At 65.2% G+C, this 14173-nt stretch carries 13 protein-coding genes; 3 read left to right on the top strand and 10 right to left on the bottom strand.

Translation table 11 applies throughout. The annotated features are described in order from the left end of the window. Nucleotides 1-3: 3 nt before the first annotated feature. The 10 genes from ACT531_RS12775 to ACT531_RS12820 form a co-directional block, all read right to left on the bottom strand. Complete coding sequence (locus ACT531_RS12775; protein ID WP_056640195.1) at nt 4-990, bottom strand: branched-chain amino acid ABC transporter permease; 987 nt, start codon at nt 988-990, stop codon at nt 4-6. A gap of 115 nt (nt 991-1105) precedes the next feature. Further along, on the bottom strand, nt 1106-1846 hold the full coding sequence (locus ACT531_RS12780) for an ABC transporter ATP-binding protein (protein ID WP_295940820.1): 741 nt from the start codon (nt 1844-1846) through the stop codon (nt 1106-1108). After that, on the bottom strand, nt 1843-2625 hold the full coding sequence (locus tag ACT531_RS12785) for an ABC transporter ATP-binding protein (RefSeq protein WP_476017659.1): 783 nt from the start codon (nt 2623-2625) through the stop codon (nt 1843-1845). Before ACT531_RS12785 ends, ACT531_RS12780 begins: the two co-directional genes overlap by 4 nt. Nucleotides 2626-2873: 248 nt before the next feature. Further along, the gene (locus ACT531_RS12790) at nt 2874-4355 is read right to left on the bottom strand and encodes an extracellular catalytic domain type 2 short-chain-length polyhydroxyalkanoate depolymerase (protein ID WP_476017660.1); all 1482 of its coding nucleotides are present in this window, start codon (nt 4353-4355) and stop codon (nt 2874-2876) included. 163 nt (nt 4356-4518) lie between these two features. Next, nucleotides 4519-5712, bottom strand: coding sequence for a substrate-binding domain-containing protein (locus ACT531_RS12795; RefSeq protein WP_116747498.1), 1194 nt, complete (start codon nt 5710-5712; stop codon nt 4519-4521). 151 nt (nt 5713-5863) lie between these two features. Continuing rightward, a complete protein-coding gene (locus ACT531_RS12800; protein ID WP_291447584.1) occupies nt 5864-7375 on the bottom strand; it encodes a sigma-54 interaction domain-containing protein in 1512 nt (503 codons plus the stop codon). Between the two features lie 135 nt (nt 7376-7510). Next, complete coding sequence (locus ACT531_RS12805) at nt 7511-8149, bottom strand: DUF2325 domain-containing protein (RefSeq protein WP_476017661.1); 639 nt, start codon at nt 8147-8149, stop codon at nt 7511-7513. Between the two features lie 203 nt (nt 8150-8352). Next, the gene (locus tag ACT531_RS12810) at nt 8353-9858 is read right to left on the bottom strand and encodes a tripartite tricarboxylate transporter permease (protein ID WP_060987086.1); all 1506 of its coding nucleotides are present in this window, start codon (nt 9856-9858) and stop codon (nt 8353-8355) included. Between the two features lie 65 nt (nt 9859-9923). Further along, a complete protein-coding gene (locus ACT531_RS12815; RefSeq protein WP_110961057.1) occupies nt 9924-10445 on the bottom strand; it encodes a tripartite tricarboxylate transporter TctB family protein in 522 nt (173 codons plus the stop codon). After that, nucleotides 10445-11404, bottom strand: a complete 960-nt coding sequence (locus ACT531_RS12820; protein ID WP_015014956.1) for a Bug family tripartite tricarboxylate transporter substrate binding protein — start codon at nt 11402-11404, stop codon at nt 10445-10447. The genes ACT531_RS12815 and ACT531_RS12820 overlap by 1 nt, the downstream gene beginning before the upstream one ends. A 129-nt stretch (nt 11405-11533) precedes the next feature. Here ACT531_RS12820 and ACT531_RS12825 point away from each other — a divergent pair, with 129 nt between their 5' ends. From ACT531_RS12825 to ACT531_RS12835, 3 genes are read left to right on the top strand one after another with little or no spacing between them, the layout of a single operon-like run. Beyond that, complete coding sequence (locus tag ACT531_RS12825; protein ID WP_476017662.1) at nt 11534-12217, top strand: response regulator; 684 nt, start codon at nt 11534-11536, stop codon at nt 12215-12217. Continuing rightward, nucleotides 12214-13674, top strand: coding sequence for a sensor histidine kinase (locus ACT531_RS12830; RefSeq protein WP_476017663.1), 1461 nt, complete (start codon nt 12214-12216; stop codon nt 13672-13674). The genes ACT531_RS12825 and ACT531_RS12830 overlap by 4 nt, the downstream gene beginning before the upstream one ends. Continuing rightward, the gene (locus ACT531_RS12835) at nt 13671-14099 is read left to right on the top strand and encodes an RNA-binding S4 domain-containing protein (protein ID WP_296336367.1); all 429 of its coding nucleotides are present in this window, start codon (nt 13671-13673) and stop codon (nt 14097-14099) included. Before ACT531_RS12830 ends, ACT531_RS12835 begins: the two co-directional genes overlap by 4 nt. Nucleotides 14100-14173: the final 74 nt, after the last annotated feature.

Here is a 14173-nt window from a genome sequence, read left to right on the forward strand (position 1 = left end):
TCATCAGCGGTTGGCCACGGGATAGACGCCCTGCGGACGCCACAAGAGAATGGCCACCATCAACGCGATGTTGGAGAACAGCGCCACCTTGGGCACCAGGAAGCCGGTGTAGTTGGCCATCAGCCCCACCAGCAGCGCACCGATGAGCGCGCCGCCGGTGCTGCCCAGGCCGCCGATGATGATCACGATGAAGATCAGCACGTTGACCTGTGCGCCCATCTGGGGCACCACGTTCTGCTGGTACAGACCCCACATCACGCCGCCCAGGCCCGCCAGGGCCGAGCCCACCACGAACACACCCACAAACAGGCGGCGGATGCGGTAGCCCAGGCTTTCGACCATCTCGCGGTCCTGCACACCCGCGCGGATCAGCAGGCCGACCTTGGTGCGCGACAGCGTCCAGGCCAGCACACCAAACACCAGCAGGCCCACGGCCACCGCCACCAGGCGGTACTTTTCGATGGCCGCATCGCCCACCAGCAGCGAGCCACGCATGCCCTCGGGCAGCGGCAGCGGGATCTGCGCGGGGCCCCAGATGACCTTGATGAGTTCTTCACCAATGATCATGCCGCCCATGGTGATGAGAATCTGCTTCAGGTGCTGGCCGTACACGGGGCGCACGATGAAACGCTCGAACGCCAGGCCCACGGCGCCTGCTACGGCCATGGCCACCACCATGGCGGGCAACACGGCCATCAGGTTGCGCCACAGCTCGGCGCTCTGGGTGTAGTCGCCCATGGCGCCCAGCACGCTGGTGGCCACAAAGGCGCCAAGCGCTATGAACACGCCATGGCCGAAGTTCAGCACGTCCATCAGGCCAAACACCAGCGTGAGGCCCGAGGCGATGATGAAGATGATCATGCCCATGGCCAGCCCCGCCACCGTGAGCGTGAGCCAGGTGCTGGGCGAGCCGATGAAGGGCAGCACCAGCAGCGCCAGCGCCGGCACCAGCGCCAGCGGCTTCCAGTCGAAATCGCGGGTGATGCTCATGCCCGACCTCCAGCAGCTACTGCCGCACCACGCACATCAGCTACATATTTGATAGCTGCCACAGCAATAGATACCTGCGCTACCGCCCGAAAACACCTGAAACTGCTTATACGACTCATAGCGCCAACCCCAGCAGCGAGCGCTGCAGTTCTTCGTCTTGCGCCAGCGCGGCCATGCTGCCCGCATGCACCACCTGGCCGTTGTCCATCACGGCCACGGTGTCACCCAGCCGCTTGGCAAAGTTGATGTTCTGCTCGACGAGCAGGATGGTCACGCCGCTCTTCTTGAGCTGGTCGAACGCATCGATCATGTTGTTGATGATGGCGGGCGCGAGGCCCTTGCTGGGTTCATCGACGATGAGCAGATCGCGCGGCTCGACGATGGCGCGGCTCACGGCCACCATCTGCTTCTGGCCGCCGCTGAGCTTGCCGGCGGGGTGGTTCCAGAACTTCTCCACGGCCGGGAAGAGCTTGAAGATCCACTGCAGCCGCGCCTCGTCCATCTGCGCAGCGTTGCGCGCACTGCGGGCGGCCAGCAGCATGTTTTCCTTCACCGTGAGGTCGGCAAAGATGCCCATGTTCTCGGGCACATACGCGATGTTCATGCCCGCAATGGCGGGAGTGTTCATCGCCGTGATGTCTTTGCCGCCAAAGTGGATGGAGCCCTTCGACGCATGCCACAGGCCCATGATGGTGCGCAGCGTGGTCGTCTTGCCCGCGCCGTTGCGGCCCAGCAGCATGGTGAGCTGCCCCTTGGGCACAGCGAGATGAACGCCGTGCAGGATGTGGTACGCGCCGATGTGCGTGTGCACACCCTTGAGTTCGAGCAGGTTGGGGGTTGCGGTCGCGGTGCTCATGCGGCCTCCTTCTCTGCGTCCTTGGAGACGCCCAGGTAGGCCTCTTGCACCACGGGCGATGCGATCACCTCGGCAGGTGGGCCGTCGGCCACCAGCGTGCCGTTGGTCAGCACGATGATGCGGTCGGCCAGCTCGCGCACCACGTCCATCTTGTGCTCCACCAGCAGGATGATCTTGGTCTTGTCCTTCTTCAGCTCGCGGATCAGGTTCAGGATCACGGGCGCTTCGTCATGGCTCATGCCGGCCGTGGGTTCGTCGAACATGTAGACCTGCGGCTCCAGCGCCATCAGCAGCGCCACTTCGAGCTTGCGCTGGTCGCCGTGCGGCAGGCTGGCCACGGGCGTATCGGCCCGGTCCGTCATGGCCACGGCCTGCAGGATCACGCGGGCGCGCTGGGTCAGCGCGTTGTGGTCGCTCCAGATGCTCCACAGGTTCATGCCCCGGCGGTGCTTGCCTTCTTGTGTGGCCTGCACGGCCAGGCGCACGTTCTCCAGCACGCTGAGGTTGGGGAACAGGTTGGTGAGCTGGAACGCCCGGCCCAGACCCGCGTGCGTACGTGCCGAGATGGACTGGCCCGTGAGATCCTGCCCGCCCAGCATCACGCTGCCGCTGGTGGCCTTGAGTTGCCCCGAAATCAGGTTGAAGTAGGTGGTCTTGCCCGCGCCGTTGGGGCCCACGATGGCGGTCAGCGTGCCGGGCTCGAAAGAGCAGGTCACGCCGTTGACCGCCACATGGCCGCCGAAGCGGATGGTCAAGTCCTTGGTGGCCAAGGTGCTCATGGGTGGGGGTTCACTTTCACGGTCTGAGTCATTTCATTCAAAGAGCCCGGCAACCCTGCCCTGCGGGGGGGGTGCCAAGACCTTCACTGGGTTTCCATCGTCAACAGTCTCCGCAACTGGCGCGGTCGCAGCCTGCGACCGCCGCGCAAGGGCCGCCCCGCCGCGCTGGCGGTGTCCCCTTTCCCGAATGGCGCAGCCATTCGAGAGAAGGGGGAAGACGCGAAGCGGCTCAGGGGGTTGTACATATTTCAGCAGGTGCCGATCACGTAGTAGTTGATGCTGGTCTGCTTCAGGGTGTTGGTCACAAACACGTTCCACAGGCCCATGTTTTGGTTGGAGCCCAGCGCATAGGTGTAGCCCCCGGCGGCGTACGCGCGCCCGGCCAGGGTGTGTGCATAGTTGCTGGCCGTGGTGCAGGTGGCCGTGCCACCGCCCGATGCGGCCAGCGTGGTGCCCGGAGCCGCGGCCGATGTGGCGCCTTCGGCCCCGTTGGCATCGGCAGCGCGCACTGTCCAGCTGTAGGTGGTGGAGGCAGCCAGGCCGGTGTCGGTGTAACTGGTGGCGGTGACAGGCAGCGCGTTGACCTTATTGGCGTTGCGGTACACGTTGTAGCTGGCCGCACCGGTGACGGCGGCCCAGCCGATGGCCATGCTGCTGGCCGTGGCGCCCGAGGTGCTCACGCCCGTGGGAGCTGGCAGGGCTACAGGGTCGGGGGGCGTGGTACCGCCCGTGCCGCTGGAGACGCGGTCCACCATGGCCTTGATGGCCGCCATTTGCGGGCCGGACTTCTTGGAGTAGTTGGCGCTGTCATAGCCCCACCAGTCCCAGCAGCTGTTAGTGGCTGCGGTGCTGGTCTGCGGGTACAGCATCACGATATTGTTCGTGTCAGCCCAGCGGTTGTAGCCGGTGTTGCGCACGTACTGCTGCTGCACATCGCTGATGTTCTGCTTGCAGCCATGCAGCACCACATGCAGCTTGCAGGTGGCCGTGCCACCCGCCTGGCAGGCCTGGGGCACGTAAGCCCAGCCCGTGGTGGCCATGCCGTGGTTGGTGATGAATTCGCTCTGGTTGAACTCGATGTAATTGCCGGTGGGCAGGGTGGCGTTGTTGCGGGCGTTCAGCGTGCCGTACAGGTGTTGCAGCATGGCGCCGGCCAGGTCGAAGTTGCAGTCGCTGATGTAGGGCGCGCCCTTGGTGGAGCAGGCGTTGCCGTAGTCGTCCGTCACCATGGCGTGTTCGGCCGCAATGTCCTTCTTGTAGACCACGTTGGCGGCGGGCACAAAGCTGTTGTAGTAGGTGCGCAGCGCGTCCATCACCCCGGTCTTGACCACGCTGTCGAGCGTGCCCGAGAACAGGTAGACCTTGGAGTTCTGCAGGTTGGCCACGGGGTCGATGACTCCCTGACTCGCCCAGGTGTTGGTGGTGCTGACCAGCGTGCTGGTGGGGATGCCCGCCGGGCTGGCCATGCAGCGCTCGGTGGCGTTGACGATGGACCCTTCGGCGCAATAGAACGGGCCGCCCGCCACCACGCCAGCGCCCTTGGCAAACGTGGCCGAGTACGCCACGTGCAGTTGCACCGCCATGAAGCCGCCCGAGGACAGGCCCGACACCGTGGTCTGTGTCTTGTCGATCTTGAGTGCTGGCAGGTTGACGGCAGCGTGAACACCGCCCACACCACAAAGTGCCAGCGCAGCCCCTGCTGCAGCCGCCCGGATGAAATTGAAAGCCATGTTGTCTTGTCTCCAAATAATTTTTGAGAAAAACCGACCCAGCCCCCGTGCACACCCAGGGGTTCATGCATCAATTCACTGGAAAAAAAGGGGCGGCCGCCCCCGCGAGGATGGATCCCCGCTGGGCTGAGCAATCGCCAGCCAGCGGGGCCACGCAAACCGTTTATCGCTTGTTGCGAATCGGAACTTGCATCTCTTCAGGCTTGATCTCGCGCACCAGCTCGGGCACACCCCAGGCAAAGGCCGGGTCCACCTTGATCTTGAAGTGGTACATGCTCTGCATGGCCTGGTGGTCTTCCTTGCGGAAGGTCATCTTGCCCTTGGGGGTCTCGAAGCTCATGCCCTCCATGGTCTTGATGAGCTTGTTGGTGTTGGTGTCGCCGTTCGTGGCCTTGAGGGCCGTGACCAGTGCCATGGCAGAGCTGAAGCCACCGGCCGTGAAGAAGTCTGGCGGGGTCTTGAACTCCTTGTAGTGCGCGGCCACCATGGCTTCGTTCACGGGGTTCTTGGGGATGCCGAAGTAGTAGTACGTGGCGCCTTCCATGCCGGGGAAGTTCTTGTACGCAGCCATGGCGGGCAGGATGTTGCCGCCCGTGGCGATCTCGATGCCATAGCGCTTCAAGTCCATGTCAGCGATCTTGAACGGGTTGCCGGCACCGGCCCAGATGATGAAGATGACCTTGCGTCCGGGCACGTCCTTGAGCTTGTCGATCAGGCGCTGGGCACCGGCGGTGAAGTCGGTGGTGGTGGTGGGCAGGTATTCCTCGTGCACCAGCTTGGCGTTCTTCAGTGCGTCCTTGAAGGCCTTCACACCGTCGCGGCCAAAAGCGTAGTCCTGCGCCAGCGTGGCTACCGTGACGCCGGCCTTGTCGATGGCCACGGCATTGCTGATCGCGTCCTGGCTGCTGTTGCGGCCGGTGCGGAAGATGTATTTGTTCCACTTGTCGCCGGTGATGGCGTCGGCCACGGCGGGCTCGACCAGCAGGATCTTCTTGTATTCCTCAGCCACGGGCAGCAGGGCCAGGGCCACGCCGCTGGAGGTGGGGCCGACCGCGATGTCGGCCTTGTCGTCCGAGTAGGCGGAGGCCAGCAGGCTCTTGCCCAGGTCGGGCTTGCCCTGGTCGTCCTTCTCGATCACGACGAGCTTCTTGCCATTGACGGTCATGCTGCCGCCAGTGGCGTAGTTCAGGCCCATCATCAGGCCGGTCTGGGTCTGCTTGCCATAGGCTTCCAGAGGGCCCGTCTTGCTGTAGATGTGGGCGATGCGGATTTCACCGGTCTGCGCGAACGCGGGGGCAGAAAGTGTGGCGGCGGTAACGGCTGCGGAAGCGAGGGCGACCAGAGTGCGACGTTGCATGGCGATGTCTCCTGTTGTGATGCTTCTTTACTGCACAGTCTGTGCCAGCATCCAAGTGCTTGATTTCAAAGATACTTTTACTGACACCCTGGCGACACTGACTGATTTCAATACACATTAAATGTCCAATAATTAGACATTTGTCTGATTTTTATTCAGGGTTTTCCAGACGTCCATAGAGCGTGGCGCGCGAGATGCCCAGCTGCCGCGCGGTGGCCAGCTTGTTGCCGCCATGGGCCTTCAGGGCGGCGGCAATGGCCTTGCGCTCCAGCTCGGCCACCTGTTCGGCCAGCGGGCGCAGGTAGCGGCTTTCGTCATCGGCGTCGGCGGCGTGGCCCGGGTCTTGCACCGGGGCGGGGGCGGCGGGCTCCACGCCGGCCTCGCGCAGGATGCGCTCCAACTGCGCGGCGTCGATGGACTGCGAGTCGCTGCGCATGACCGCCTGCTCCAGCACATTGCGCAGCTCGCGGATGTTGCCGCGCCAGGGCTGGCCCGCCAGCAGGGCCATGGCGTCGGGCAGCAACTCGGGCGGGGCGGTGCCGTTGCGCAGGGCCAGGTCTTCGCCCAGGGCTTCGACCAACGCAGGAATGTCGCTGCGCCGCACCCGCAGCGGCGGCACGCGCACAGGCAGCACATGCAGGCGGTAGAACAAGTCCTCGCGGAACTTGCCCTCGCGCACCAGCGCGGCCAGGTCGCGCGAGGTGGCGGCCAGGATGCGCACGTTGAATGGCACGAGCTTGTTGCTGCCCAGCGGCTCGATCTCGCCCTCTTGCAACGCGCGCAGCAGTTTGGCCTGCAGGCTCTGCGGCATGTCGCCGATTTCGTCGAGGAACAGCGTGCCGCCGTCGGCCAGCTTGAACTTGCCGTCGCGGCCTTTGCGGTCAGCGCCGGTATAGGCGCCCGGCGCCACGCCAAAGAACTCCGCTTCGAGCAGCGTGTCGGGCACGGCGGCGATGTTCACGCTCACAAACGGGCCGCTGGCGCGGCTCGATGCGGCGTGGATGGCGTGGGCGAGCAGCTCTTTGCCGGTGCCGGTTTCGCCCAGCAGCAGCACGGGGCTGGTGGACTGCGCTGCACGGCGCGCCTGGCGCTTGACCTCGGCCGCCGCAGGGCTGGAGCCGATGAAACTGGCAAAGGTGTACTTGGACCGCCGCTCGCCATCGCCCGCCACGGCAAGGCTGCGGCGGCGCTGGCTGGCCAGCTCGCGCCGAGCGTCGTCCAGGTCCCGCTGCAGCAGTGCAAACTTGCTGATGAGGGGCTGCAGCGTGGTCTCGGGGTGGTCGAACAGCACGATGCCGATGGCACCGATCACGCGGTCGGCATCGTCGCGCAGCGGGATGCGGCTGACCACAAAGGTACCCGCCTTGTTGGTGAGCAGATCGATCAGCACGGGCTGGCCGGTTTCCAGCACGCGGCGCATCTGGGTGTTGGGGATGACCTCTTCCACCGTGCGGCCGACGAACTGGTCCACTGACGAAAAACCAAGGTCCGGCAGAAAGCGCTGATAGCCCTCGTTCACCCACACGATGCGCCCGCTGCGGTCCACCAGGAACATGCCCTGGCTGACGCTGGAGAACAGCTGGAACATGGAACGTGCCGCCAGTTCCAGAATGCCCTGGGCATCCAGCGGCAGTGCGGGGGCGTCATCGGTGAGAAGGGGCATGGGCGGATGGTAGCGCGGAGGTACATGCGGATCCGTGTACCAGCCACGGTCACCGGCAGCACAGCACGTAGCCCTCAGCGATTCGCTACATTGTTTATAGCAATTAAGGCATTATTTGTCTGCGCTATCGGGCATTTACTGCACCTTGTCAGCCGCCTGACGCTCTTCGGCATGCCCCCAGTGCAGCACCACGACGGACGGCGGCTGCACCGGCTGCACCGGCTGCGCAGCCAGAGGCTGGTCCATCAGGATGCAGGTCTTGCCGGTGCGGCGGCAATGGTCCTGTACCCGCCAGTACTGGTCATGGCTGATGCAGCCGGTCTGGCAAATCACCCAGTCTGCGGCCGCCAGGCTGGTATGCAGTGCTGCTTCGCTGATGGCTGGCGCCCTCTCCTCGACGGCCACTTCTTTGCCTCTGTACGCGTTCTGGGAATCAGCGGGGGCCTGCGACGACGCACTCGGCGCCGATGCGGCCAGCTTCCATCGCAGGCACTCGCGCGACAAGGCGGTGATGCGCTCTGCCAGCACGCCGATATGGCGGGCCATGGACTGTCGCTGCGGCAGGCCCGGCTGAGCCGCCTGCCACTGTGCCAGGGCATCCTGCGCCCACGCGAGGCGCGTGTCCCGGATGATCACTGCAGCACGCAAGCGCATCACCTCCGCCGACAGCGCTTCCAGTTGCGCGGCCTGAGCGGCCACCAGCTTGCAGCAGCGTTGCTGCGCCTCACCCCACTGCCTGCACAACGCCATAAATTCCTGGGGAAGTGAATCCATGCACCACCTTGCAAATAAGAATTATTCGCATTTTATGTTATCATCCAGCCCCGTTGAGCAAGTCTCCTGGTGGGAAGGCTCGGGATCTACAACCCGGTGCCAGGCTTGCCATAACAACCCAAGCTGAAAACGAAAAAACCGCGCCCTGGAGCGCGGTTTTTTTACGTGCAGCGTGCGCCACGAGTGCGCAGACGCAGGGGCCTCTATGAAGACGCCAGCTTGCGTGCCGCCATACGGCGCATCACGCGCGGAACGATCAACACCAGCGCCACGATCACCACCAGCGTGAGCGACATCGGGCGCTGCAGGAAGATCCACCAGCTACCCTCTCCCAGCGCCACGGCGTTGCGCATCTGTGCCTCGGCCAAGGGGCCCAGGATCATGCCCACCACCACCGGCGCGGTCGGAAAGTCGAACCGGCGCATCACCACCCCCAGAATGCCGATGGCATACAGCAGAAACAGGTCGAACGCGCTCTGGCGCATGCCGTAGGCGCCCACCGTGGCGAAGATCAGGATGCCTGCGTACAGCTGCGGGCGCGGTACCTTCAGCAGCTTGACCCACAGCCCCACCATCGGCAGGTTCAGCACCAGCAGCATGATGTTGCCGATGTACAGCGAGGCGATCAGCGCCCACACCAGTGCCGCCGAGCTGGTGAACAGCTGCGGGCCCGGGTTGATGCCGTAGTTCTGGAATGCGCCCAGCAGCACGGCCGTGGTGTTGCTGGTAGGAATGCCCAGCGTCAGCAGCGGAATCAGCGCAGCCGTCACGGTGGCGTTGTTCGCCGCCTCAGGACCGGCCACGCCTTCAATGGCGCCCTTGCCCCCAAACTCGGCCTTGTCCTCGCCCTTGGCCAGCTTCTTCTCGGTGGCGTAGCTGAGGAAGGTGGGGATCTCGGTGCCGCCCGCAGGGATACAGCCAAACGGTGTGCCGATGAGCGTACCGCGCAGCCACGCGGGCCAGGACCGTTTCCAGTCCCGTGCGGTCATGTGCACACGGCTCATCTTGTTCTGCGTCTCGTTCACACTGCCTTCGTAAATGGCAGCGTAGAGCACCTCCGCCACGGCAAACAGACCCACGGCCACCAGAACGATGTCGATGCCGTCCAGCAACTCCATCTGGCCTGCGGTGTAGCGCGCAGCACCAGAGATCTGGTCCATGCCCACGCAGCCCAGCGCCAGCCCCACAAAGAGGGCCGTCATGCCGCGCAACGCGCTCTGGCCGAGCACCGCGCTGACAGTGGTGAAGGCCAGCACCATCAGCATGAAGTACTCCGGCGGCCCGAGCTTGACGGCAAATTCCGCCACGCCCGGTGCGAACAGCGTCACGACCACCGTGGCAATGGTGCCCGCCACGAAGGAGCCAATCGCCGAGGTTGCCAGCGCCGCACCGGCGCGGCCACTCTTGGCCATCTTGTTGCCCTCCATCGCGGTCACCATACTTGCCGTCTCCCCCGGCGTGTTCAGCAGGATCGACGTGGTGGACCCTCCGTACATGGCGCCGTAGTAGATACCGGCAAAAAAGATCATCGAGGCCGTGACCTCGACCTTGGCGGTAATGGGCAGCAACATGGCCACAGCCACGGCAGGCCCGATGCCAGGCAGCACGCCCACGGCCGTGCCGAGGGCACAGCCCACCAGCGCCCACAGCAGGTTGGCTGGCGTGATGGCGGTGGCAAAGCCCGCCAGAAGCGCATCAAAGATTTCCATCAGAACCTCTTCTTGATGTTGTTGTCAGGGGTCTTGCCGGGCTGCGGCAGAGGATGCGGGTGGCCTTACAGCCAGCCCGTTCCCGTCAGGCCCGGCAGGTTGATGGCGAGAAACTGCGTGAAGGCCCAGAACACGGGCGCCGAGATCGCCAGCCCGGTCAGCACATCCTTCACCCACGTGCCGACGGAGCCGGCTTGGGGCTGCCGTGCTGCGCGGCGGAGGCCTTGCACAGCCAGCACGTAGCAAATCGTGCAGCTCACGATGAAGCCCACGGTGCCGATCAATGCGGCGTTGACCAGAAGACCCGCAGACACCCACACGAAAGAGCCGATGTCGGCCTTGGGGTGCCCGCTGGCTTCGGCCATCTCGCGGTAGCCGCCGGTGCGTGCCTCCCACACCAGCCACGCGCCGCAGATGGCCAGCACCACGGTACACAGCCACGGCAGAAAGTTGGGGCCGACGCCGCCGTAGCCGGCCTCGCCGGAAATCTGCAAGGCGCCGAAGGCCATGCCTCCGGCCACCAGCAGCACACCGGCGCCGACGATGGTCTGCGCGCGCGGCGATGGAATGGTGCTGCCTTCAGTCATCACACCATCCCGGACTTGACCATGGTGGCGCGCAGGCTGGCGAATTCCTGGTCCACGAAGCTGGCAAACGCATCGCCAGCCATCCACGCGGGGGTCCAGTCGTTCTTGGCCAGCGCCTCGCTCCAGGCCTTGCTCTTCGTGGCCTTCTCGATGGAGGCAATCAGCGCGTCACGCTGGGCCTTGTCGATACCGGGAGCGCCGTACACACCACGCCAGTTGCCGATCTCGACGTTGATTCCCTGCTCCTTGAGCGTGGGCACCTCGACGCCCTTGAGGCGCTTGCCGGACGTGACCCCGATGGCCCGCATCTTGCCCGCAGCGATGTACTCGGCAAACTCGCTGTAGCCGCTGCCGCCGATGGTGACGTTGCCGCCCAGGATGGCGGCAGTTGCCTCGCCGCCCCCACGGAAGGCCACGTAGTTGATCTTGGCCGGGTCCACGCCCACTTCACGGGCAATCATGGCGGCAGCGATGTGCTCGGTGGAGCCGCGCGAGCCGCCACCCCATTTCACGCTGCCAGGGTCCTTCTTGAGCTGGTCCACCACGTCCTTCATCGACTTGAAAGGCGAGTTGGAAGGCAGCACGAACACGTTGTATTCGCTGGTCAGGCGTGCCAGCGGCGTGACCTTGTCCAGGCCCACCGGGGGCTTGCCTGTGATGATGCCGCCCAGCATCACCGCACCCATCACCATCACGGCATTCGGGTCGCCCTTGCTGCCGTTGACGAACTGCGCCAGACCGATCGCGCCGGCGGCACCGCCCTTGTTGTCATAGGTGACCGAGCTGGCAACCCCTGCGTCCTGCATTGCCTTACCCAACGCGCGACCGGTGGTGTCCCAGCCTCCACCCGGGTTGGCGGGGATCATCATCTTGATGGCAGATGCCGTCTGGGCCGAGACGGGCAGCGCACCCGCTGCGGCCAGGGCGGCCAGGGATTTCAGAAAGGTATCGCGACGCATAGTGTCTGTCTCCTGATAAGGTTTGCGAACCGCCCGATGATGCGCGCGCTGCCTGTCAAACGGCTGTCCTCAGACTCAGGGAAAACACTCATGCGCGGGGCCCGACGAGACGGTGCTATGGTGCCGCGCATGCAATTGCTCCTTGTAGAAGACGACCCCACCATGCAGGCCACGCTGCACCGCGCGCTGACCCGGCGCGGCATGGAGGTCACAGCCGTGGGCGACGGGCGCGCGGCGCTCAGCCAGTGGATCGCGCTGCAGCCCGATGCCGTCATCCTGGACCTGACCCTGCCCGGCCTGGACGGCCTGCAAGTGCTGCAGCAGGCCCGGTCGCGCGGCCTGCGCACCCCTGTGCTCATCCTGACAGCGCGCGGCACCGTCGGCGACCGGGTGATGGGCCTGAACGCCGGAGCCGACGACTACCTGCCCAAACCTTTTGACCTGGACGAACTGGAGGCCCGTCTGCGCGCCCTGGTGCGCCGCAGTGCGGACCCCGCAGTGGCGCCCCTCTCCCCCAGCACCGTGCAGATCGGCGCCATCCGCTACGACAAGGACAGCGGCGCCCTGTACCTCCACGGCGAGGTGATGGAGCTCACACCGCGCGAACTCGCTTTGATGCACGCCCTGCTGGCCCAGCCCGGCCATGCGGTGACCAAGGAAAGGCTGTATGAGCTGGTGTTTCCGGGCCAGCTGGACGTGCAATACGAAGCCATCGAGGTCGTGGTGTACCGGCTGCGCAAAAAGCTGGCAGGCACGGGCCTGACGTTGATGACGCTGCGCGGCCTGGGCTACCTGCTGCGGGCCGACACATGAGCCCCAAAGGCGTGCGCCACCACTCGCTAAGGCGGCGCCTGCTGCTGGGCATCTTGCTGCCGGTGGTGCTGTTCATCGGCTTCAACACCTGGAGCCTGTACCACCAGACCCTGGCATCCCTCAACACGGCCTACGACCGCACCCTGCTGGCATCTGCCAAGAGCATCAGCGAACAGCTGGATGTGAAGGGGTTTGACGAGGAGGCGCAGCTGCGCGCCATCGTGCCGTATTCCGCGCTGGAGGCCTTTGAAGCCGACAACCAGAGCCAGATGTTCTACCGCGTCTCGACCCTGAAGGGCGAGATGGTGTCGGGCTTTGAAGACCTGCCGATGTGGCATGGCAGCATCCCTGCCCGCCCGCCTTACGCGGCCTTGGTGGACTTTTACGACGACCGCTTTCGTGACCGCGATGTGCGCGTCGCCGTGCTGCTGCAGCCGGTGGCCAGCTCCCAGGGGCGGGCCATGGCGGTGATCCAGGTGGCCGAGACGCTGGAAGTGCGCGAAACCCTGGCCCTTCAGATCCTGCGCAACACCCTGCTGCGCCAGGCGCTGCTGATCGCGGTGATCGCCTTCACCGTGGTGCTGGTGGTGCAGCGCGCCACCCAGCCCGTTCGCCAGCTCAGCCAGCAGCTGCAGGCCCGGCGAGAAGGCGACCTGAGCCCCATTGCCGCCCCGCTGGCCCCGCGTGAGCTGCAACCGCTGGTGGACGCAACCAACGAGGTCATGCAGCGCCTGCGCCACCTGCTGCGGCACCAGAAACGCTTTGTGCGCGACGCATCGCACCAGTTGCGCACGCCGCTGGCCGTGCTCAAGACCCAGGTGCAGTCCGCCCTGCATGGCGATGTGGGGCCACAGCAAGCCCTGCACGAAATCAGCGACACCGTGGACCGCGCCACGCTGCTGGCCAACCAGATGCTGGCCCTGGCCAAGGTGGAGCAACTGCGCCAGCAAAGCGCGCCGCCCGCTACCCGGTTCGACGAGGTCCTGCGCGCAGTGGCGCTGGAAATCTCGCCCCTCATCGCCCAGCGCGACCTCGACTTCGGCATCCACACCGAGCCCGCTCTGGTGCAATCGCACGAATGGATGCTGCGCGAGCTGAGCCGCAACCTGTTGCACAACGCCGTGCGGCACGCACCACCCGGCAGCGAGCTGACCGTGGACCTGCGCAGCGACGGACGGCATGTGGCGCTCACCATCAGCGACCACGGTCCGGGCATAGATGACGAACTGGCGGCCCGCCTGTTCCAGCCCTTCTCGGCGGGTGATGTGCGCACCGGCAGCGGCCTGGGTCTGGCCATCTGCCATGAGATCGTGCAGGCGCTGGAAGGCAGCATCGTGCTGACCAACCGGGTCCAGGGCCACAAGGTGACCGGGCTGGACGCGGTTGTCCGCCTGCCACTGCCTGCGCCACTGACTGACAGCGCGCCGGCGATGCAGGCGGCACAATCTCATCCATGAACACGATGGAGACGATGCGGCTGGACAAATGGCTCTGGTGCGCCCGCTTTTACAAAACCCGCAGCCTCGCCACGGAAGAAATCGGCAAAGGCCGGGTCACCGTCAATGGCCAACTGGCCAAACCTGCCCGCGACCTGCGCTGCGGCGACACCGTGGCGCTGCGCCAAGGGCCCGTGGCACGCACCGTGCTCGTGCGGGGCCTGAGCGGCGCCCGTGGCCCTGCGCCTGTGGCCCAGCAGCTGTATGAGGAAACCCCCGACAGCATCGCTGCCCGCGAAAAAGCAGCGGAAATGCGCCGCTTGGCCCCCGAGCCGGCTGCCACATTGCAAGAAGGCCGCCCCACCAAACGCGACCGCCGCGAGATCGACAAGGTCCACAAAGGAAGCGATTGGGGCAGCCGATGGAGCGCATCCATCGACGAGTGACCCGTGCTAGGAGCCCGGCAGTTCGCAGGCGATGCCTGAAAGAACGAGGCGGCAGAAAGCGCCAAAGAAAAAGC

The organism is Acidovorax sp. DMC1 (genome assembly GCF_056314325.1).

Coding starts and splice junctions, on each gene's coding strand:
- ACT531_RS12775 (WP_056640195.1), bottom strand. CDS start 990: ATGAGCATCACCCGCGATTTCGACTGGAAGCCGCTGGCGCTGGTGCCG.
- ACT531_RS12820 (WP_015014956.1), bottom strand. CDS start 11,404: ATGCGTCGCGATACCTTTCTGAAATCCCTGGCCGCCCTGGCCGCAGCG.
- ACT531_RS12835 (WP_296336367.1), top strand. CDS start 13,671: ATGAACACGATGGAGACGATGCGGCTGGACAAATGGCTCTGGTGCGCC.
- ACT531_RS12810 (WP_060987086.1), bottom strand. CDS start 9,858: ATGGAAATCTTTGATGCGCTTCTGGCGGGCTTTGCCACCGCCATCACG.
- ACT531_RS12785 (WP_476017659.1), bottom strand. CDS start 2,625: ATGAGCACCTTGGCCACCAAGGACTTGACCATCCGCTTCGGCGGCCAT.
- ACT531_RS12830 (WP_476017663.1), top strand. CDS start 12,214: ATGAGCCCCAAAGGCGTGCGCCACCACTCGCTAAGGCGGCGCCTGCTG.
- ACT531_RS12825 (WP_476017662.1), top strand. CDS start 11,534: ATGCAATTGCTCCTTGTAGAAGACGACCCCACCATGCAGGCCACGCTG.
- ACT531_RS12800 (WP_291447584.1), bottom strand. CDS start 7,375: ATGCCCCTTCTCACCGATGACGCCCCCGCACTGCCGCTGGATGCCCAG.
- ACT531_RS12795 (WP_116747498.1), bottom strand. CDS start 5,712: ATGCAACGTCGCACTCTGGTCGCCCTCGCTTCCGCAGCCGTTACCGCC.
- ACT531_RS12780 (WP_295940820.1), bottom strand. CDS start 1,846: ATGAGCACCGCGACCGCAACCCCCAACCTGCTCGAACTCAAGGGTGTG.
- ACT531_RS12805 (WP_476017661.1), bottom strand. CDS start 8,149: ATGGATTCACTTCCCCAGGAATTTATGGCGTTGTGCAGGCAGTGGGGT.
- ACT531_RS12815 (WP_110961057.1), bottom strand. CDS start 10,445: ATGACTGAAGGCAGCACCATTCCATCGCCGCGCGCGCAGACCATCGTC.
- ACT531_RS12790 (WP_476017660.1), bottom strand. CDS start 4,355: ATGGCTTTCAATTTCATCCGGGCGGCTGCAGCAGGGGCTGCGCTGGCA.